This window comes from Parendozoicomonas haliclonae (genome assembly GCF_900174585.1).
Classification (GTDB): Bacteria; Pseudomonadota; Gammaproteobacteria; order Pseudomonadales; family Endozoicomonadaceae; genus Sansalvadorimonas; species Sansalvadorimonas haliclonae.
In genome coordinates, this window is sequence record NZ_FWPT01000008.1 from 52,208 (window position 1) to 70,850 (window position 18,643).

General features: G+C 52.9%; 14 protein-coding genes. 8 read left to right on the forward strand and 6 right to left on the reverse strand.

Annotated elements, in window-relative coordinates:
* Positions 1-72 precede the first annotated feature (72 nt).
* Positions 73-1,635 carry a glycerol-3-phosphate dehydrogenase/oxidase gene (locus EHSB41UT_RS16720; protein WP_087111926.1) on the reverse strand — a complete coding sequence of 521 codons (1,563 nt, stop codon included), beginning with the start codon at positions 1,633-1,635 and terminating at the stop codon, positions 73-75.
* Positions 1,635-3,278, reverse strand: a complete 1,644-nt coding sequence (locus EHSB41UT_RS16725) for an FAD-binding oxidoreductase (protein WP_087111928.1) — start codon at positions 3,276-3,278, stop codon at positions 1,635-1,637. The genes EHSB41UT_RS16720 and EHSB41UT_RS16725 overlap by 1 nt, the downstream gene beginning before the upstream one ends.
* 235 nt (positions 3,279-3,513) lie before the next feature.
* Here EHSB41UT_RS16725 and EHSB41UT_RS16730 point away from each other — a divergent pair, with 235 nt between their 5' ends.
* The 3 genes from EHSB41UT_RS16730 to miaB all read left to right on the forward strand — a co-directional run bounded on the left by EHSB41UT_RS16730 (position 3,514) and on the right by miaB (position 6,795).
* On the forward strand, positions 3,514-4,425 hold the full coding sequence (locus EHSB41UT_RS16730) for a class I SAM-dependent methyltransferase (protein WP_165767301.1): 912 nt from the start codon (positions 3,514-3,516) through the stop codon (positions 4,423-4,425).
* 54 nt (positions 4,426-4,479) lie between these two features.
* On the forward strand, positions 4,480-5,145 hold the full coding sequence (locus EHSB41UT_RS16735) for a hypothetical protein (RefSeq protein ID WP_087111932.1): 666 nt from the start codon (positions 4,480-4,482) through the stop codon (positions 5,143-5,145).
* Positions 5,146-5,400: 255 nt separating this feature from the next.
* Positions 5,401-6,795: a tRNA (N6-isopentenyl adenosine(37)-C2)-methylthiotransferase MiaB gene (miaB, locus tag EHSB41UT_RS16740; RefSeq protein ID WP_087111934.1), complete on the forward strand. Its 1,395-nt coding sequence runs from the start codon at positions 5,401-5,403 to the stop codon at positions 6,793-6,795.
* Between the two features lie 70 nt (positions 6,796-6,865).
* On the opposite strand, the gene EHSB41UT_RS16745 is transcribed toward miaB, so the two are convergent.
* The 4 genes from EHSB41UT_RS16745 to EHSB41UT_RS16760 all read right to left on the reverse strand — a co-directional run bounded on the left by EHSB41UT_RS16745 (position 6,866) and on the right by EHSB41UT_RS16760 (position 13,698).
* A complete protein-coding gene (locus EHSB41UT_RS16745) occupies positions 6,866-8,503 on the reverse strand; it encodes a putative bifunctional diguanylate cyclase/phosphodiesterase (protein ID WP_087111936.1) in 1,638 nt (545 codons plus the stop codon).
* A gap of 219 nt (positions 8,504-8,722) precedes the next feature.
* Positions 8,723-9,550 carry an acyl-CoA thioesterase gene (locus tag EHSB41UT_RS16750; protein ID WP_087111937.1) on the reverse strand — a complete coding sequence of 276 codons (828 nt, stop codon included), beginning with the start codon at positions 9,548-9,550 and terminating at the stop codon, positions 8,723-8,725.
* Between the two features lie 3 nt (positions 9,551-9,553).
* The gene (locus EHSB41UT_RS16755) at positions 9,554-12,589 is read right to left on the reverse strand and encodes an efflux RND transporter permease subunit (protein ID WP_087111939.1); all 3,036 of its coding nucleotides are present in this window, start codon (positions 12,587-12,589) and stop codon (positions 9,554-9,556) included.
* A 5-nt stretch (positions 12,590-12,594) separates the two neighbouring features.
* Positions 12,595-13,698 (reverse strand): efflux RND transporter periplasmic adaptor subunit, encoded by a 1,104-nt coding sequence (locus EHSB41UT_RS16760; RefSeq protein ID WP_087111941.1) that lies wholly within the window; start codon positions 13,696-13,698, stop codon positions 12,595-12,597.
* A gap of 139 nt (positions 13,699-13,837) precedes the next feature.
* Here EHSB41UT_RS16760 and EHSB41UT_RS16765 point away from each other — a divergent pair, with 139 nt between their 5' ends.
* From EHSB41UT_RS16765 to lnt, 5 genes are all read left to right on the forward strand, one after another.
* On the forward strand, positions 13,838-14,482 hold the full coding sequence (locus EHSB41UT_RS16765; RefSeq protein ID WP_087111943.1) for a TetR/AcrR family transcriptional regulator: 645 nt from the start codon (positions 13,838-13,840) through the stop codon (positions 14,480-14,482).
* Between the two features lie 166 nt (positions 14,483-14,648).
* Complete coding sequence (locus EHSB41UT_RS16770) at positions 14,649-15,671, forward strand: PhoH family protein (protein ID WP_087111945.1); 1,023 nt, start codon at positions 14,649-14,651, stop codon at positions 15,669-15,671.
* Positions 15,671-16,189, forward strand: a complete 519-nt coding sequence (gene ybeY / locus EHSB41UT_RS16775) for an rRNA maturation RNase YbeY (protein WP_087111947.1) — start codon at positions 15,671-15,673, stop codon at positions 16,187-16,189. Before EHSB41UT_RS16770 ends, ybeY begins: the two co-directional genes overlap by 1 nt.
* Complete coding sequence (locus EHSB41UT_RS16780) at positions 16,182-17,015, forward strand: HlyC/CorC family transporter (RefSeq protein WP_087111949.1); 834 nt, start codon at positions 16,182-16,184, stop codon at positions 17,013-17,015. Before ybeY ends, EHSB41UT_RS16780 begins: the two co-directional genes overlap by 8 nt.
* Before the next feature lie 100 nt (positions 17,016-17,115).
* Positions 17,116-18,597 (forward strand): apolipoprotein N-acyltransferase, encoded by a 1,482-nt coding sequence (lnt, locus tag EHSB41UT_RS16785; RefSeq protein ID WP_133060552.1) that lies wholly within the window; start codon positions 17,116-17,118, stop codon positions 18,595-18,597.
* Positions 18,598-18,643 lie beyond the last annotated feature (46 nt).

Sequence of the window (18,643 nt, forward strand, 5' to 3'; positions counted from 1 at the left end):
CGACTAGCACCGCAGGGCAAGGATTGCCCATCGGGGCGGGAAACAGCAGGTTGCCATCCGGCAGACTTTCACTCAGATACTATAAGCCTGCCGCCAGAGACCCTGATAACGCTCCAGCTCGCTCTGCCACTGGCTCTCATTCCAGCCGGCATCATTCAACATTACGGTTTTAATACGATCAAACAGCTCGCGACCGCCATCGGGCAGAAGGTTGCCAATACGGGTGCGGCGCAACAGCAGGTCATCAAGATGCTTCACCTGTTCCGCTTTGGCAGCCCAACGCAGCTCCAGCCAGAGAAAGTCGGTCACACCAACCCGTTCAAAGTCTTCATCCCCGGCAAGCACCAGCATCTCCGGCAGGCGCACGCCATAACGACCGCTCAGGCGGTTTTGAAGATCAGCGCCTAGCGCCAGAAAGCGAGTGTCATCAGGGGGTGTTTCCGGGCTATTAAAAAGAACGGCATTATTCTCGACAGCCGGAACGGTATATCCGGGAAGATAACTGCTGGCCATCTCCAGAGCTTCACGGGAAATCAGTCGAAACGTAGTCAGCTTACCGCCACAAACGGATATTAACCCACTGTCGTCCCAGATCGCGTGTTCCCGATTCTCTTTGGACGGATCAATATCCTTGCCGCTGCTGATCACAGGGCGGACACCAGACCAACTGGAGACAATATCTTCACGCTGAACATTCGCTGAAGGAAACTCACTGTTGGCTGCCTTCAGCAGATATTCCACTTCTTCCGCACTGATCACCGGCTCGTCATCAAGACTGGTGGTATGATCCAGATCTGTGGTTCCGATTACCGTTGCCCCCTCCCAAGGGAAGACAAACACCGGACGCTTATCGTCCGGGTGCATAAAGCAACAGGCCTGAGCCACCGGCAGACGCCATGCTGGCAATACCAGATGGCTGCCACGTAGTGGCCGCACTACTGGCTCCTGCCCAACATCCTTACGCAGATTATCACTCCAGGCTCCGGTCGCGCTGATAACCACCCGGGCAGCAATGGAGTGAGAGTTCTCGCCCTGATTGACTACAACACCACAAACACGACCGCTGTCTTTAATCAGACTGGCAACTTTACAGTAGTTCAGCGCTGTTGCGCCGTCCTGAGTGGCTTCATCGAGGGTACGCATAACCAGACGGGCATCATCGACAATTGCATCCCGAAACAGAGTCGCCCCTTTCAGGCCTTCCTGACGGAGACCGGGAATCAGATTGTGATCAACTGTCGTCTGACTCTCAAACCGGTGGGCACGCTTGCCAGCCAGAAAGTCATAAACATTCAGCAAAGTGCCAAATGCCAGCGGGCCGGGAAACTTACCTTCATAGTGCGGCATGGCAAAACTGCCGAGGTTCACCAGCCCAGGCGCTTCTTTAAGCAGGCGCTCCCGCTCCTGAACAGACTCTTTGGTCACGCGAATCTGACCTTGGGCAATATAACGAAGGCCGCCATGAACCATCTTGGATGAACGGCTGGAAGTTCCCCAGGCGTAATCTTTCTGCTCAAGCAGCAGTGCCTTCAGGCCACAGCGGGCGGCTTCACGAAGAATGCCCGCTCCGGTTATGCCACCGCCGACGACGATAACATCCCACTCCTGTCCGGCTGCCTTCGCCAGATCACTCATCAGAGAGCACCTTCCGTGCTTTTCTCGTTCTCGGTGATTTCTTCCAGAAGACCACCGGGATTCAGGCGCTGATCAGGATCAAAGTGTTCGCTCAGGCTATACAGCGCAGCCATACCCAGCGGTCCTTTCTCATGCTTGAGATAAGGAGCGTGATCACGACCAACACCATGCTGATGGCTGATCGTACCGCCATGCTCAACAACGGCAATGGAGCAGGCCTTCTTCAGCTTGTTCCAGCGCGCCAGCGTTTCCTCATGGGTTTTGCCCATACGGAACAGGTAGGTGGTGTAAATACTGGAACCCTGGGTATACACATGGGAAAGGTGAGTGAAGCAATGCACGACTTCACCTTCGTCTTCCAGAGCGGTTCTCAGGGAGTTTTCAATACCATCAATCGTGGTATTGGTTTTGTCCCAGTTAACACTGGTTTCGAGGGTATCCACAGCGTAGCCGTGCTTCCATAGATTCTCCCGCAAATACGGATAGCGGAAGCGACCTTTCTCCCAGAGACGTCCGACCTTTGGCCCCAGACCGGTCATGCCAACACCGCCATAACTGCGGATTAATTTATGCACCTGACCACGGGCGGCCATCACCTGAATCTTGTTGCCGGTAATACCGAAAGTCACCATGCATTTGCCTTCATCAACACCACGCAGACGCAGGTAACGCTCCAGCCAGGCGACCAGATCATCATGACCGGCCAGCTTTAACTGGCTCCAGGTTTCCACGGCATTGGAAGCACGCAGCATGGAGAGCTGAATCTTTTGTTGCGTCGCTTCGCGGCAGAACTGGTAAGCCTTCTCCCAGTTCGGGAAATAAACGACGATGAACTCTTCTTTTTCCGGGGCGCGGGTAACCCGCACCTTAACCTCGGAAATAACGCCGAAGCGTCCTTCGGAACCCAGCACAACTTCACGAAGATCCGGACCGGCCGATGAGGCAGGAATGGTCGGGATATCCATGGTGCCATCAAAGGTTTCCAGACGACCACCGGCAAACATTTGCTCGATACGACCATAACGCAGGGACTGCTGACCACTGGAACGACTGGCAACCCAGCCACCAATGGTGGACAGTTCAAACGACTGTGGATAATGACCAAGGGTATAACCGCGGCTGGCCAGCTGTGCTTCGACCATAGGGCCAGGCGTTCCCGGACCGAAGGTGGCAATCTGGCTTTCTTCATTAAGATCCAGAAGACGGGTCATGCGCTCCAGACTGAGAGTCAGAACGGCTTTATCCTGCTGCTGAGGATTGATATGACCGGCAACACTGGTACCGCCACCGTAAGGAATCACAATAAAGTCTTTTTCCCGGGACAGCTCCAGCAGCTCGCGAATCTGTTCCGGTGTTTCCGGGCAGGCGACACCATCAGGGAAACAGCCGAAGTCACCGCTCTTCATGGCAATCCAGTCCGGCAGGGACTGACCACGGGCGTGACGAACACGAACCTCTGCAGACTTATCGATCAGGGCATGATCGGGAAGGCGGGATTCTGGAACCTGCTTGCATACCTCTTCCAGAGTGGCTTCCGGAAGTGGCTGACTATCTCCCAGAGTCTCACGAACAAAAGTCAGGGCTGACTCTGTGAGTGGTGGCTTCTCGGTGTTATCGTGCCCCCAGCTGTTCCAGTAACGCATGCATGACTCCACATAAAAATCTTTTGTTTTTATTACGAGGCATTCTAGCGAAGACAATTTTCTTGTCACTGACACCCTTGAATCTCAGACAGTCATTTTCGGCCACCGTGCAAAACCGATCAGCCAACTCGCCCGCTCAGCTTGAAAAATCCGGCATTCTCACCAAAGCTCAGTCCCTTTTCTTCTGTTCTGTATCACTATGAACCTCTCCCCGCTCCGGAATTTCGGGAATCTGGTGGTTTTCATTTTCCTGATAACAAACACGTGGCTGGCTTCAGCAACGCCTGTTGAAGAGATGATCCACGATCCATTGATGCAAACGGCTTTTATCAGCCTGATTCACAAGGCCTCTGTGGAAACGGATGACCTGCATGACAAGTATGCGGAGAGAATGTTTGAGGATCTGATCACCCAGCACCCTCACCTGGCGGAGCTCAGCAAACAGATAGGTCGCGACCCGCGAGCCGGTGATTACATTCGTCATCGGAGCAGTCTGTTTGATCAGATGCTGGAAAGGATTCTTAGCCTTCCGGAGCCGCCAGATACGCTGGTTGCACTAGCCTCGGGTTTTGACAGTCGCCCATTGCGATACCACCGTTACTTCAAAACCATCATCGAGGTCGATCTGCAGGCAGTCACTCAGCTGAAGCAAGCCATCTATCAGCGCACAGAACTTGGGCAGGATCACCAGATGATTGCTGGCGATATCATCAGTACAGAATGGTTTGATCAAATCCCAAAGGAAGGGGTTCTGTTTACTCTTGAAGGCATTCTGCCTTATCTGGATGAAGAGCAGGCTCACACCGTGTTTTCTCAACTGGCCACCGCCTTCCACAACAGCCATATTCTGGCCGAGACCCTGCCTTCCTATATGATTGCTACAGCTTCGCTGGCTCCAACTGCTGCACTGGCCCGCTGGTTGCTCACCCATAGAGAAGAAACCCGAAACTCCGTCGGCAGCTTTCTCTCTGATCACTCGGTCGTCAGCCCTTCTGGCCTGCAACTCTGGGCACAACATCTGCCCTCAGACAGGGTCACTCTGGAGGAGTACACAACACCCAAGCTGAATATCCAACGCTGGAAGTCCTTCCTGATCAGGCTTCTGGGAGTCGAACAGCCACGTATATCCTGGTTGCGCATCCATTAAATCAAAACAGCCTGCCTATACTTTTCCTGACGCATCCAGATATAGGGACGTATCATGCTCAGAACTCAGCCCAATGGCAGTTTCTCATCTTCCACATTCAAGCTCCTTCCGTGTATTGCCCTGACTGCCGGTTTAATGGCATCCGGCTCCGCCAGCGCCTGTCACAAACGTCCGGCCTGTAATATTCCGGACAACATATACAAATTAACCGGCGTGATCGAAGATGATCGCCACATTTCATTAACCCTAACCACTATTCACGGGCGCCCCATTCTTCGCATCAATGATGCCAGTCAGAAAAAAGAGTACACAGTGGTTCCGAATCGCCCCCATCATAAGCGTCCCCACGGTCAGCCTTTGATGGACAGCCGCAACACCGCACTGCCCGATGCAGATTGCGAAAAAGAGCATCAGGATTTTGATGGTTTTGTGCTGAATAACGGCAATGCCGCAGCCTTTCAGTTTGCTGGCCCACCACATCACAACAGACCACATCACAGACCATTCAGGCCCAATGGTCAGCAGGGCCGCCCTCACCAGCCACCGGCCTGTATTAATGAGACGCTGAGCTTCAAGTGGACCAACCAGAGCTCGGTACCGGGCGTGCTTTCCGGTGAGATCAAGCTGACTTACCAGAACAATGCACTGACCGGTAAGATCGTCATCAATGGCGACAATATCAGTGTGCAGGACAACTCCATCACCCTGCAGGCTCAATAAGCCACACCTCAAGTGCCATCTCAAGAACTAGCTCAGGAGCCGCCTCAGGCTCCTGAATCCTCTTTCAGATACCTACTCCTATCGGGATAACCTGACAATTTACAGGGACTTTTGCCCATCCCTTTCAGACAAAGCGCAGCTAGGCACGCAGGTTTACGGCGATTATAATGCTCCGTTTTCACGCAGAGCTTTTGGGTTAGCAACTACTAACACACCCTGCCTGCTTGGTTTTAGACAAGGTGATATCGATAGCGCATGGCTACAAAGAAGCTTTACATCAAGACCCACGGTTGCCAGATGAATGAGTACGACTCTGCACGCATTGCAGACCTGCTCGGTGAAACCCATGAACTGGAGCTGACGGACAACCCTGAAGAAGCTGATGTCCTGCTGGTCAACACCTGCTCTGTGCGTGAAAAAGCTCAGGAAAAACTGTTCCACCAGCTGGGTCGCTGGAGAAAGCTCAAGGAGCAGAACCCGAACCTGGTGATTGGTGTGGGCGGCTGTGTAGCCAGTCAGGAAGGTGAAGCCATTCGCAAGCGTGCCGGCTTCGTTGATATGGTGTTTGGCCCTCAGACTCTGCACCGTGTTCCGGAAATGATTGATGCCACCAAGAGCAATGGCATCCCTGTTGTCGATGTGACCTTCCCGGAGATCGAGAAGTTCGACAACCTGCCAGAACCAAGTGTTGATGGCCCAAGCGCGTTCGTATCCATTATGGAAGGCTGCAGCAAATACTGCACCTACTGCATCGTACCGTTTACCCGTGGCCCGGAAGTGAGCCGTCCGTTTGATGACGTGATCGCGGAATGTGTCGGCCTGGCCGAACAGGGTGTTCGCGAAATCAACCTGCTGGGTCAGAACGTGAATGCCTATCAGGGTGCACGCCATGATGGTTCCGACGATACCAGCACTGTCGATCTGGCCGAGCTGATTACTGTTGTAGCAGCGATCGACGGCATTGACCGTATTCGTTTCACTACATCCCATCCGCTGGAGTTTTCCGACAGCCTGATCAATGTTTATGGCGAAGTACCGGAACTGGTCAGCCATCTGCATCTGCCGGTTCAGAGTGGTTCCAACAATATTCTGGCCGCCATGAAGCGTGAGCACACCACTGACGTTTATCTGGACAAGATCAACCGTCTGTTGGCTATTCGCCCTGATCTGAAAATGTCTTCTGACTTTATCGTCGGCTTCCCGGGCGAGACCGATCAGGACTTTGAAGACACCATGAACCTAATCGCCGAAGTTGGCTTTGATGCCTCCTTCAGCTTTATCTACAGCAAGCGCCCTGGCACTCCGGCTGTTGATTATGCGGATGATGTGACTGAAGAGACCAAGAAGCAGCGTCTGAAAATTCTGCAAACCCGTATCGATCAGCAGGTCATGCAGATCAGCCGTCGTATGGTGGGCTCTACCCAGCGTATTCTGGTGACCGGTTTCTCCAAGAAAGACCCGGGCCAGCTGCAGGGTCGGACCGAGTGCAACCGCGTGGTCAACTTCCAGTGTGATAACCCACGTCTGATCGGCCACTTTGCTGATGTGGAGATTGGCGAAGCTCTGCCACACAGTCTGCGTGGCGTGCTGGTTGTTTCCGAACTGGACGGCAACTGGCCGGGCTTCCGCACCGCTGCCGCTGTTGCCTGATTAAAAGCCTTATAAAAAAGGCCCCGGTTTAACTGCTGTTAAACCGGGGCCTTTTACGTTCAGTCTCTATTTATCCTGCCAGAGCTACGGTAAGCGAGCGTTCTGCCTCGTCTTCTTCCGGAACAGTCTTGATATGTTCTTCGTTTTTGAGAATCAGTTTCTCGGCATCGGAGAAGATCACCGGTTTACTGAACAGATAACCCTGCCCCAGCGGGCAATCCAGATCGCGCAGAGCTGACAGCTGCTCGTTAACTTCAATGCCTTCCGCAACAATATCCATACCCAGGTGAGTCGCAATACCCAGCATCAGCTTCACCAAGCGTATATCCTTGCCATTCTCGTGGGCATGCTGAATAAAGCTGCGGTCGATCTTGATCTGGTCAAAGTGGAACTGCTGCAGATAAGCGATAGCTGAGTAGCCTGTACCAAAGTCGTCCAGTGCAATCCGGATACCCATACTCTTCAGCTGTGCCAGGGTATCGAGAACTTCTCGAGTCTTCTGCAGAAGCAGGTTTTCGGTGATTTCCAGAACCACATTACGCGGATCGATGCAGTTCTTGGTCACGATTCGCTTGATAAACGGCACCAGATTGTCGCTCTCCAGCTGACGCGGGGAGAGGTTAATCGACATCTTCAGAGACTGGCTGGACATCTTCTGCATAGTCTTCAGATGTGCACAGGCCTTCTCCAGCACGATCTCACCAATATTGATGATCAGGCCGGTCTCTTCTGCCAGATCAATAAATTTACCCGGAGGCAAAACACCCCGTGTAGGGTGATTCCAGCGGACCAGCGCTTCAAAGCCAATGAGCTTAAGGGTCTTCAGCTCATACTGAGGCTGGAACCATGGCTCAAGCTCTTCATTCTTGATCGCTTCCCGAAGCTCCTTCTCCAGCGCAAGTTTGCCAACGACTTCAGCCTGCAACACGCTGGTGTAGAACTTATAGGTGCTGCGGCCACTGGCCTTGGCCTGATACATGGCCAGATCGGCATCATGCATCAGCTGGGAACATTCACTGCTGTCCTGGGGGGACACGGAGATACCGATACTACAGGTCAGGTTTGTAGATTCCTCGCGTACATCAAACGGCGCATCGAGGCTATCCAGAATCTTGCGTGCAACCCGGGCCGCACCAGAGTAATCAGCCAGATGGTTCAGGATAACGGCAAACTGATCGCCACCTGTTCGCGCAACATAGTCAGTCTGTCTCAGCAGGCTCTGCATGCGCTGTCCAAACTGAGTTAAGAGTTTGTCGCCTTCTTTATGCCCGTAGTGATCATTGATCACTTTAAAGCGATCAATATCCACCAGCATCAAAGCTGTCTTACAGTCACTCCGGCTGGCCCGCACCAGACTGTCGTGCAGGTATTCCAGACACCCCTTACGGTTTAGCAGTCCGGTCACTTCATCACAACGCGCCAGTTCCCGAGCCTTTTCCAGTGCATCTTCCCGCTCTTCCAGAGCTTCTTCCAGCTGCATATAGGCTTTCTTGGCATCAAACCATTTACGAACACCGATAAAGATAAAGACCAGAGAAAGAATAATGAGAAGGGCGGCCAGCTCGTCCAGCCGAAGATGAGGATTATTTTTGGAATACTGATAAAACTGATCGAACAGCTCGAACTCTGTGGCTAAAAAGACCACGACGATCGATAAAACCGCGATAACGGCGACATCATAGTCAAAAAAGTTGTAAAGCCGTTTCATCCCAGCCCCAGACTACAAACAGGTCAGTACTTCGAGAGGTATTCTAGGGCCTGTTGATGTTTTGTTGTCGTGCTCAAAATCACAAAACATGCACAGTCTCTTAGATCTCTCATCTAGTCGGCATTGAAAAATGAGAATTAAATCAAGAAACGCATAGAGGGTATAAAGCTCTGACCCGGAGGTTGTTCCTGAACCAGAGCTTTATTTTATAGAAGGGTATCAATCAAAAACAGTGACAACCTGTCGTCCAAGTGCAACCGCTTTTTTGTCCGGGCTGTAAATGGTGTACTGCTGCTGACCATAGCCATGACTGTAATGATCAACTGTCGTGTGAATAAACCACCAGTCATCATTCCGGGCGACAAAATCATCTTCAAGAATCTCCAGCATCCAGGTCAGCGAACTGGCCTGCGCCGGCTTGGCAAGCTTTGACAATGCCGGTGTCGGAGGAAGATCCGCAAACATAATCAGATCTTCGATCGAAGTGATCTCTTCGCTCTCTTCCCTCTGCCTGGCCCAGATACCGGTCGAGTTGCCCTTCTGGCGGGTAAACGGCACACCACCAATTCCCCAGCGCATATGGTACTGAGCGGTAAACTCGGGAGTGAGACCTTTCAGGTAGGGCAGATCAACCAGACCATCAGGGCCGGCAACACCTTCAGGGAAGGCTTCACTCTCGACCTGAATACTGGACATCCTGGGAACACCAAAACAAGCAGTAATAATGCAGCAGGTTTTGGCATCCTGAATAATTTCCGCCTGCACCTGAGTCACATTGCGCCCCTGACGCAGTATTCGCACCAGAATCTCAATACCACCGACAGCAATCGGACCAATAAAGCTCACCTGCAGACTGCGTAGAGGGATATCTTCATCCAGTGAAAGTCGCATGGCTCTGGTTGCCAGCGCCCCCTGCAGGCCACCAAAACAGGCACGCCCCTGCGTCCAGTTGGAGGTCACCTCTGCAGTAAAGACCTGCTGCTTGGATCCTTTCTCAGAGACTCGCTCCATTTCATCGAGCAGCGTTTTCAAATTTTTATTAGTCATGAACTAGCCTCTTTTCGGTGTAAAGAGCAGATAAAGCACCGGTACGACAAACAGAGTCAGTACAGTTGAAACCACCAGGCCACCAATGATACTCCAGCCCATTGGCGCCCACATGGACGAGTTACCCAGTGTCAGTGGCAATAGCCCACCGATGGTAGTCAGCGTGGTCAGGATAATTGGCAGCAGACGTGTAACCGCAGCTTCGATCACAGCATCCTTGAGCTTATGTCCGCCACGACGCAGCTGGTTGGCATAATCCACCAGGATGATGGAGTTGTTCACCACGATACCGACCAGCGAGGTTAAACCCACCAGAGCGGTAAAGGAGAAGGTATTGCCGGTGAACAGCAGAGCCAGGATAGAGCCAGTCATGGCAAACGGGATTGCCGCAAATATGATGGCCGGCTGGGTAAAGGATTTAAACTGCAGCACCAGCACAGCAAAGATCCCCATCAGAGCAACCAGTACCACCTGCCCCATACCGCCGAAGGACTCTTTACGCTTCTCCTGCTCACCACCCACCTGATAGCTGACACCTTCAGGCCACTCCAGACTCTCCAGCTCAACAATCAACTGATTGGTAACTGCTTCAGCCTGATAACCAGGTGACACATCTGACGTCACCCGGGACATACGCTCAGTGTCGTGATGCTGCAGACGCGCCAGCGCATCACGCAGCTCAAAACTGGCTAACTGAGGCAGCGGTACCAACGCACCATTGGTGGAGCGAATCATCATGTTTTCAAAATCATCGACCTGGGGCTGAGCCTCCCCCAAAGACTTCACCAGAATCGGATAATCCTCACCACTCTCATCACGGAACTGTCCGGCATTCACACCAACGAGGCTGGCGCGAATAGCCTGGTCAATGGCATTGATCGGCACGCCAAACATAGCCGCCTTCTCACGATTGATATTCACGTGCATATCAATCTTCCGGTGCGCCAGCGGGTTATCAACGCTGACTGTTCCCTCGATGCTTTCCATGGTCTTGGCAACCAGCTCGGCCTGACTGCGCAGCAAAGCAAGATCATCACTCAAGACACGGATGGAAATAGGTGCTTCGTAAGGAGGGCCCTGCAGCAATTCTTTAACCGTAACCTTGGCGCCGGGGAAGGCAGCGAAGTCTTCCCGCACACTGGAGACAAAATCGCCCCGATAAATATCATCGCCACTCTCAATCTGCACCAGCAGCTGAGCGTAAGAAGGCACCTGACGTTTAGGAATCTCGTTATAGAAAATCCGCGGGTTACCCTTGCCGATATTGGTCGTAACAGACACAACCTGCGGATAACGGCTCAGGATATCTTCAACATCCAGCGCCAGGCTTTTGGTCTGCTCAAAGCTGGAATTCTCCGGCGCATCAATATTCACCAAAACCATTGGCTTGTCGGCTTTGGGGAACATGCTGACACCAACCATTGGCAGCAGACTCAAACTGCCGGCAAACATCGCAATCGAGATAATCAACACCAGCCATGGACGGCCGAGTGCACCAGCCAGAGAACGGGCATAAGGCCCTTGGGACAATTGCTCAATCCACTGCAGAAGCTTTGGTTCCTTCTTCACATTGGTAGGGAAGAAGCGGCTGGCCATCAGAGGCGTCAGGCTAAGAGCGATCAGCAGAGAAGCCAGCAGCGTCAGTACCACTGTTACGGGCATGGAACGTACAAAGGTTCCCGCACCGGTTTGCAGTAACAACATCGGCATAAAGGCGAGCATGGTCGTCAATGTACCACTACTGACTGCCCAGCCGACCTGACTGGCACCTTCCATGGCTGCGGTCTGCCGGTCATGCCCTCCACGAAGGAAGCGACCAACGTTTTCCGTCACTACAATCGCGTTATCCACCAGCAAACCGAGAGCGATAACCAGCCCAACGATCGACATCTGCTGCAAACCAAACCCGGCAAGGTCCACCCAGCCGAGGGCAATCACCACCGACATGGGTATGGCAATCACGATCACAAAGGCCGAGCGCAGACCAAGGGCAATCAGGGTAATACCAGCCACCAGAGCAAGACCCAGCAGCAGACTGTTCATAAAGTCACTCAGCCGCTTATCAACACTGATGCCCTGATCGTGGACATAGGCCAGGCTCATACCCTGCGGAAGCTTGGGAGCAAAGTTATCGATAACCTCATCCAGCCCTTCCAGCACGGCCATAATATTGCTGCCCTTCCGCTGAACAACCGAGACAAAAACACTGCGTTGGCCGTTGTATCGGGCTTCATGGGAAGGCAAAGCATCCGCCTGGGTAACGGCAGCGATATCCTCGACGTAGATCACCTTGGCCGGAGAAGAGACGACAGCGGTTCTGCGTATTTGATTCAGGTCGCGGAAATCACCACTGGTTCTTACCGTCATCCGTCGTTCACCGGCCAGTGCATGACCGCCGGGCAGGTTCACACTGGATGCTCTTACTGCATTCAACAGATCCTGCAGGCTGATATTCAACGCCTGCATCTTTAACAGATCAGCCCGAATATGAATCTGCTGCTCCGGCAGGGCCTCGACATCAGCGCGTTTAACACCACTGACCCGTTCCAGCTTCTTCTCCAGAGCCTCAGCCTGCAGCTTCAACTCGTGATAGCTGGCGGTTTCGGACATCAGAGCGATTTGAAGGATGTTGACATCTGCGGGGGATATTTTTTCTACAGACAGGAACTGAATACCGTCAGGCAAGTCCTCTCGGACTCTGGCGACCTCTGAAACCACATCGTCGTATTTTTCTTCAGGGTCCGAGCCAAACAGAAACTCGACACGGATAACGGCCAGGCCGTCTTCCACGTCACCTTTCAGCTCCTTGATGTCGTCCAGCTCTTTAATGGCTTCTTCGATGGGATCCAGCACCAGCTTTTCCATATCGACCGGATTGGTGCCGGGGTAAACCACGCGCACCATGGCCGCAGGAAAATCAAACTGGGGATCTTCTGAGCGAGGCATGGTCATCAGCGACACGGCCCCAAGCAAAATCAGCAACAGCAGAACAACCAGCGTGAACTGGAAGTTGTTAATGGCTATACGGGGTAACTGCATGGTGTTTACCCTTCCCCTTCGCCAACAACACGAACCTTGTCACCCTGATCAAGGAAGGCTGCGCCGGTGGTGACAACCTGTTCGCCATCCTGCAGCTCACCGGAAATGGCAACATCACCACCATCCAGATAGTGAATACGAACGGAGCGGGAGGATACTGTGTTGTCGTCGTTCAGAACGTAAACCGTGCCCAGCGGGCTCATGGCAGATACCAGTGACAGTGCCGGAAGCTTCACCACACGCTCTTTTACGCCCGGTTCGATGTGGATACGGCCAACATAACCATCACGCAGTCGTATTTCTGTCACCGGATCCAGCGCAATCTCAACCTCAAACAGACCGGAGCGCTCTTCCGCTGCCTCAGCGATCTCGCTCACTTTTCCGTTGAAGGCTTTTAAAGGCCAGGGATCGAAACGAACCTCAACCGGATCGCCGTGTTTGATCAACACAACCTTCCGGTCGGATAAACCGGTGCGCATAATCCAGCCACGGGATTCATCCGCCAGCACAAAGGCCACCTGATTTGGGGCCACCAGCTCGCTGGTCTCAATCATCCGGCGAATAATCCGGCCATCCTGTGGAGCCTGAATGGTGGAGTAGCGCAAATTAAAACGTGCCACGCTCAACTGAGAGCGAGCCACATCCAGTTCGGTTTCGGCATCCTGCAGCTGGTCCAGTGAGACGACCTTGTTGCGATACAGTTTTTCCAGACGTTCAACATTGCGGGTGGCGTTTTCAAAGCGGGCTTCCGCTTCCTGAACGCGGGCCTGAACCTCTTCGGTATCCAGACGGGCAAGGGTCTGGCCTTTTTTGATCGCATCGCCTTCCTCAACAAGGATTTCTGCGACTGGCCCGCCAACCTTGAACGCCAGTTTCTGGGTGGATTTATAAGCCAGCAATGCGCTGATGCTGATAGGCCGAGCCGTTTCCTGATAGCTGACCGTCTGCACTTCCACAGAACGGGTCACAGCTTCACTGGCCTGGACAGAAGTCACCAGCGGCAGACTCATACCAAGGCCGGCTGCGATAGCCGTGCCTTTTAAAAGCATGCTTTTGAACAAATGGTTGGAACTGGCCCCAGAACGACGGGAAAAGGAAAAGATGCGCATGCGCTGTTGTTATCCGTTTTAGGCGGTTTTATTCATGTTATGAGGTGGACTCTAGGTATTAATGTTAACACTGTCAACAATATTGACAGCGTCAACTTTGCTTCCCAAAATAGCTCTATACACGTAATCAGTCCGGCCAATGCTCAAAGAAGAAATCCCCCCTAACGCCGAAACCCACCAGCGATACCATCACGGAAATCTCCGTGCAGCACTGCTGTGTGCGGCCTTCAAGCAGCTGGACAATGTGGGCCCTGATAAAATCAGCATGCGCGCCATTGCCCGTGATGTGGGGGTTTCCCAAACCGCCCCTTACCGGCACTTTCCCAATAAAGACCTGCTTTTGGTGGCGCTGGCCGTTGAAGGTTTCAAGCGGCTGGAACAGCGTATTCGCCAACGTTCCGCAGATCATCCCGACGCCTTTGAAGCCCTGATGGCTGGTTCAGAGGACTATCTGGATTTTGCCCGGGAGAAGCCTGAGCTTTACCGTTTGATGTTTGGCCCGGCTCTGGCGGAATGGCGCAAGCCCGAATTTATGCATGGCGTACCACCTGCCGCCTTTGCCGCTCTGGTTGAGGTGGTCGAGAAAGCCATAAATCAGGGCAGCCTGAACAATAGCTTCCCGGCCTGGTTTATGGCCAAGAGCTGCTGGGCCCAGATTCATGGCCATGCCATGATGATGATCGATGACATTCTGGATAAAGGCATTCCGCAAGGCGCCAGTTTTGATATCAAAGCCTCCCTGCGCCTGTGTATGGATGGCATGAAGGCCAAGCCGGTAGATTGACCGCCGTCTACTCACCGGATTCGTCCGGTGGTATAGTTCCCTCCTTCTAAAACTCTCGCAGAAAGAGGATTGACCAGCCTGCCGATTGGCTTTGCAAGCTGCCGGCACCGATATATCCTTTAAAGTGCTTGCGAGAAAAGCTGCAACACAGGCTGAATAATCAATTTTGAACACACAACCTGACTCCCTTCAGTTCGATCTGGAACCGATCGACGCCCGTCGCTTCGCCGAACTCTGCGGCCAGTTCAATGAACACCTCAAACACATCGAAAACCGTCTGGGTATCCGCGTCAGCAACCGTGGCCAGAGCTTTACCCTGTCTGGTGAAGACGAACCGGTACAGACGGGCAAGGAACTGATTGAGCGTCTCTATGCCGAGACCGCCGAGAACACCCATCTCACCCCGGAGATGGTGCACCTGCTGCTGCAGGAAAGTGGCATGGAGCCGCAAATTGTTGAAGAAGAGCAGGACATTGTTATTCGCACCCGCAAGGGGCTGGTTCGTCCTCGGGGCAAGAATCAGCAGCAGTATGTAAAAACCATCACCAGCAACGATATCAACTTTGGTATTGGGCCAGCTGGTACCGGTAAAACCTATCTAGCGGTTGCCTGTGCGGTTCAGGCACTGGAACAGGAAGAGATTCAACGTATTCTTCTGGTGCGTCCGGCGGTTGAAGCCGGTGAGAAGCTGGGCTTCCTGCCTGGCGACCTATCCCAGAAAATCGACCCTTACCTGCGCCCTCTCTACGATGCCCTCTACGAAATGCTGGGCTTCGACCGGGTCACCCGTCTGATTGAAAAGAACGTGATTGAAGTGGCGCCTCTCGCCTACATGCGTGGCCGTACACTCAATAACGCCTACATCATTCTGGATGAATCCCAGAACACCACTATGGAACAGATGAAAATGTTCCTGACCCGTATCGGCTTTGGTTCTACCGCCGTGATTACCGGTGACATTACCCAGGTCGACCTGCCACGCAACGTCCGTTCCGGTCTGCGCCACGCCATGGAAGTACTGGAAGGCGTTCCAGGTATCGGTATGACCCAGTTCAGCTCCCGTGACGTGGTTCGCCACCCTCTCGTTCAACGCATTGTAGAAGCCTATGATCGCCATGATCAGCTAACCTCTGCCACTGAGCAAAACTCAGTGAACAAGTCACATGCGGGGAAAGGCTCCCACAACTGATGGACGTATTTATCGATCTGCAGGTTAACAGCGAAAGCGTTAACCTGCCTTCCGAGGCGCAGCTCACCCAATGGGCGACAGCTGCCGTTCTTGCCGATGATGATTTCCAGCGAGATGACGCTGAGATCAGCGTTGTTATCGTCGATGCAGAAGAAGGGCGAGAGCTCAATAATGAGTGGCGTAACAAGGATTACGCTACAAATGTGCTCTCTTTCCCTTCCGATCTGCCTGCCGAACTAAACCTGCCACTGTTGGGCGATCTGGTGATATGTGCGCCAGTCGTTGAGCGGGAAGCTGCAGAACAGGGTAAAACCCTTGAGTCCCACTGGGCGCACATGATTATCCATGGCACACTGCACCTGCTGGGCTATGACCATATTGAAGATGATGAAGCCGAAGTGATGGAAACTCTGGAAACAGGGATAATGCAATCACTGGGCTTTAAGGATCCTTACGATCCGTCTTATTTAAATAATTTAGAAACGAGTAGCGAGGACAAGACAGAAGACCATGGCTGACGACAACCCGGGCAATGGCAACCGAACCTGGCTGGAGAAACTGAAACACGTTTTCTCCGGCGACCCCCAGACCCGTGATGAGCTGCTTGCCCAGCTCCGTGATGCTGAGCACAGCGATCTGCTCGACAGCGAAGCTCTCCGTATTATTGAAGGTGCCCTGCAGGTTTCCGAAATGCAGGTCCGTGAGATAATGATCCCCCGCTCCCAGATGGTGTGCATCAATGCCGATGAAACACCAGAGCAGTTTCTGCCGGAAGTGATTGAGTCCGCTCACTCCCGTTTTCCGGTTATCGGGGATACCAAGGATGAGATTCTCGGCATTTTGCTGGCCAAAGATCTTCTGCCCCTGATCCTTCAGGACAACCGCAAGAATTTCGATATCAAGAACCATTTGCGCCATGCGGCCGTCGTGCCTGAAAGCAAGCGCCTGAATGTGCTTCTGAACGACTTCCGTACCAACCGCAATCACATGGCTATCGTCATTGATGAATACGGCGGTGTTGCCGGACTGGTGACCATCGAGGACGTTCTGGAACAGATCGTTGGTGATATCGAAGACGAATACGATGTCGACGAAGATAGCTTTATCAAGCCGCTTGGTAATGATGAGTTTGTCGTTAAGGCACTGACGCCTATCGAAGACTTTAACGAACACTTCAAAACTGAATTCAGCGATGAAGAGTTTGATACGATCGGCGGCATTGTTATGCAGCAGTTCGGTCATCTTCCAAAGCGCAATGAAACTGTCTCTATCGATAAGTTCTGCTTCCAGATTCTGAATGCGGACAATCGTCGTATAAGACTGTTGCGGGTGACCAACGCCTGATAGCCTTGTGTTTATCGAACCAAGGTAATAACTGCAAAACGGCCAATCTTGAATTGGCCGTTTTTCTTTCAACACACGAACGGATAGCGTACCTGATACTGTGAAGGATTGGCGTAACTTACTTCTCTCTGCCGTTGCTGGCGCCATTGCGCCTCTGGCGTTCAGCCCCTTTGGCTACTGGCCACTGATGCTGCTCAGTATGGGCGTATTATTTTTCCTGCTGAATGACACCACACCACGTAAAGCGGCTTACCGTGCTTTGTTTTACGGGCTGGGTCTTTACGGCACGGGGGCAAGCTGGGTCTATGTCAGCATTCACCAGTTTGGCAGTGCTCCGGTTCCTCTTGCTGTTCTGTTAACCGCCGTGTTTGTGTTGGCGCTGTCTGTGGTGTTCTTTGCCCCTCTGGGCTGGCTGTTCAGTCGGTTGAGTCAGAAACGGGCCTTGTGGTCAAAGGTTCTGCTGTTTGCCGGCCTCTGGGTTCTAGGCGAGTGGTTGCGCAGCTGGTTCCTGACCGGCTTCCCCTGGCTGTTTGCAGGTTACACCCTTCTCGATACTCCGTTTTCGGGTCTAGCGCCGATCACCGGTGTTTATGGCCTCTCCCTGCTGCAGGCACTGAGCAGTGCCTGTCTTGTCGCTCTGATCATGGAACGCAATCTGCCTCTCTTTATAACGACAGGCAGCACTGCGGCTTTGGCTATTGCGGCCATCCTGCTGAAAGGCCATATCTGGACTTCTGATAATCCGGATGCCAAACCTGTCACCTTTGCTGCCGTACAGGGCAATATTTCCCAAAGCCTGAAATGGGAGCCCGGTCATCTCGACAAAACCATTGAGAAGTACCTGACCCTCAGTAGCAATCAGTGGCAGAAGGATCTGGTGTTCTGGCCGGAAAACTCTATTCCTACCTTTTATCAGAATGTTCCCGGCTTGATGGAACAACTGAACCAGCATGCCGGTAATACCGACACCGCACTGGTGCTGGGGATGCCCTGGTATGAAAACGGTCCTTACTTCAATTCTTTGGTTGGCCTAGGTGAAGCGCAGGGCAACTACTTCAAACAGAAGCTGGTGCCTTTTGGGGAGTTTGTTCCGTTTGAATCTCTGATTCGTGGGCTGATCGCCTTTTTCGATCTACCCATGTCTTCCTTCAGCGCCGGTGAACAGAGCCAGCCCGGGCTGAGAGTTCAAGATAATCCGGTGGCGTCTTATATCTGTTATGAGGTGGTTTATCCGGACTTTGCAGCTGAGCAGGCCATCGACAAAGGTTTTCTGCTGACCGTCTCCAACGATACCTGGTTTGGGCAGTCTATCGGGCCGGAGCAGCATTTTCAGATGGTACGGATGCGTTCTCTGGAAACCGGTCGTTATCAGCTACGGGTTACCAACGACGGCATTACTGCCCTGATTGATCCTATGGGTACAGTGATCAGCACGATTCCGCGCTACAGCGAAGGCGTGCTTGAAGGTGAGATTCCGGTGATGACCGGCATGACGCCCTTTATGCGCTTCGGGTCCTGGCCGGTGCTCGCGCTCTCTCTGCTGATGCTTCTGGGAGTTCGCCTTTCACGCCAGCACAGCTGACACCCTTGTTTGATCTGCTGACGGCCTGCGAACATTCGCGGGCTGT

What these genes read in the sequence shown, in the direction of transcription:
- EHSB41UT_RS16735 (WP_087111932.1), top strand. Translation starts at nt 4,480, where the DNA reads ATGCTCAGAACTCAGCCCAATGGCAGTTTCTCATCTTCCACATTCAAG.
- miaB (WP_087111934.1), top strand. Translation starts at nt 5,401, where the DNA reads ATGGCTACAAAGAAGCTTTACATCAAGACCCACGGTTGCCAGATGAAT.
- EHSB41UT_RS16760 (WP_087111941.1), bottom strand. Translation starts at nt 13,698, where the DNA reads ATGCGCATCTTTTCCTTTTCCCGTCGTTCTGGGGCCAGTTCCAACCAT.
- EHSB41UT_RS16745 (WP_087111936.1), bottom strand. Translation starts at nt 8,503, where the DNA reads ATGAAACGGCTTTACAACTTTTTTGACTATGATGTCGCCGTTATCGCG.
- EHSB41UT_RS16780 (WP_087111949.1), top strand. Translation starts at nt 16,182, where the DNA reads ATGGCTGACGACAACCCGGGCAATGGCAACCGAACCTGGCTGGAGAAA.
- EHSB41UT_RS16720 (WP_087111926.1), bottom strand. Translation starts at nt 1,635, where the DNA reads ATGAGTGATCTGGCGAAGGCAGCCGGACAGGAGTGGGATGTTATCGTC.
- EHSB41UT_RS16725 (WP_087111928.1), bottom strand. Translation starts at nt 3,278, where the DNA reads ATGCGTTACTGGAACAGCTGGGGGCACGATAACACCGAGAAGCCACCA.
- ybeY (WP_087111947.1), top strand. Translation starts at nt 15,671, where the DNA reads ATGGACGTATTTATCGATCTGCAGGTTAACAGCGAAAGCGTTAACCTG.
- EHSB41UT_RS16765 (WP_087111943.1), top strand. Translation starts at nt 13,838, where the DNA reads ATGCTCAAAGAAGAAATCCCCCCTAACGCCGAAACCCACCAGCGATAC.
- EHSB41UT_RS16750 (WP_087111937.1), bottom strand. Translation starts at nt 9,550, where the DNA reads ATGACTAATAAAAATTTGAAAACGCTGCTCGATGAAATGGAGCGAGTC.
- EHSB41UT_RS16755 (WP_087111939.1), bottom strand. Translation starts at nt 12,589, where the DNA reads ATGCAGTTACCCCGTATAGCCATTAACAACTTCCAGTTCACGCTGGTT.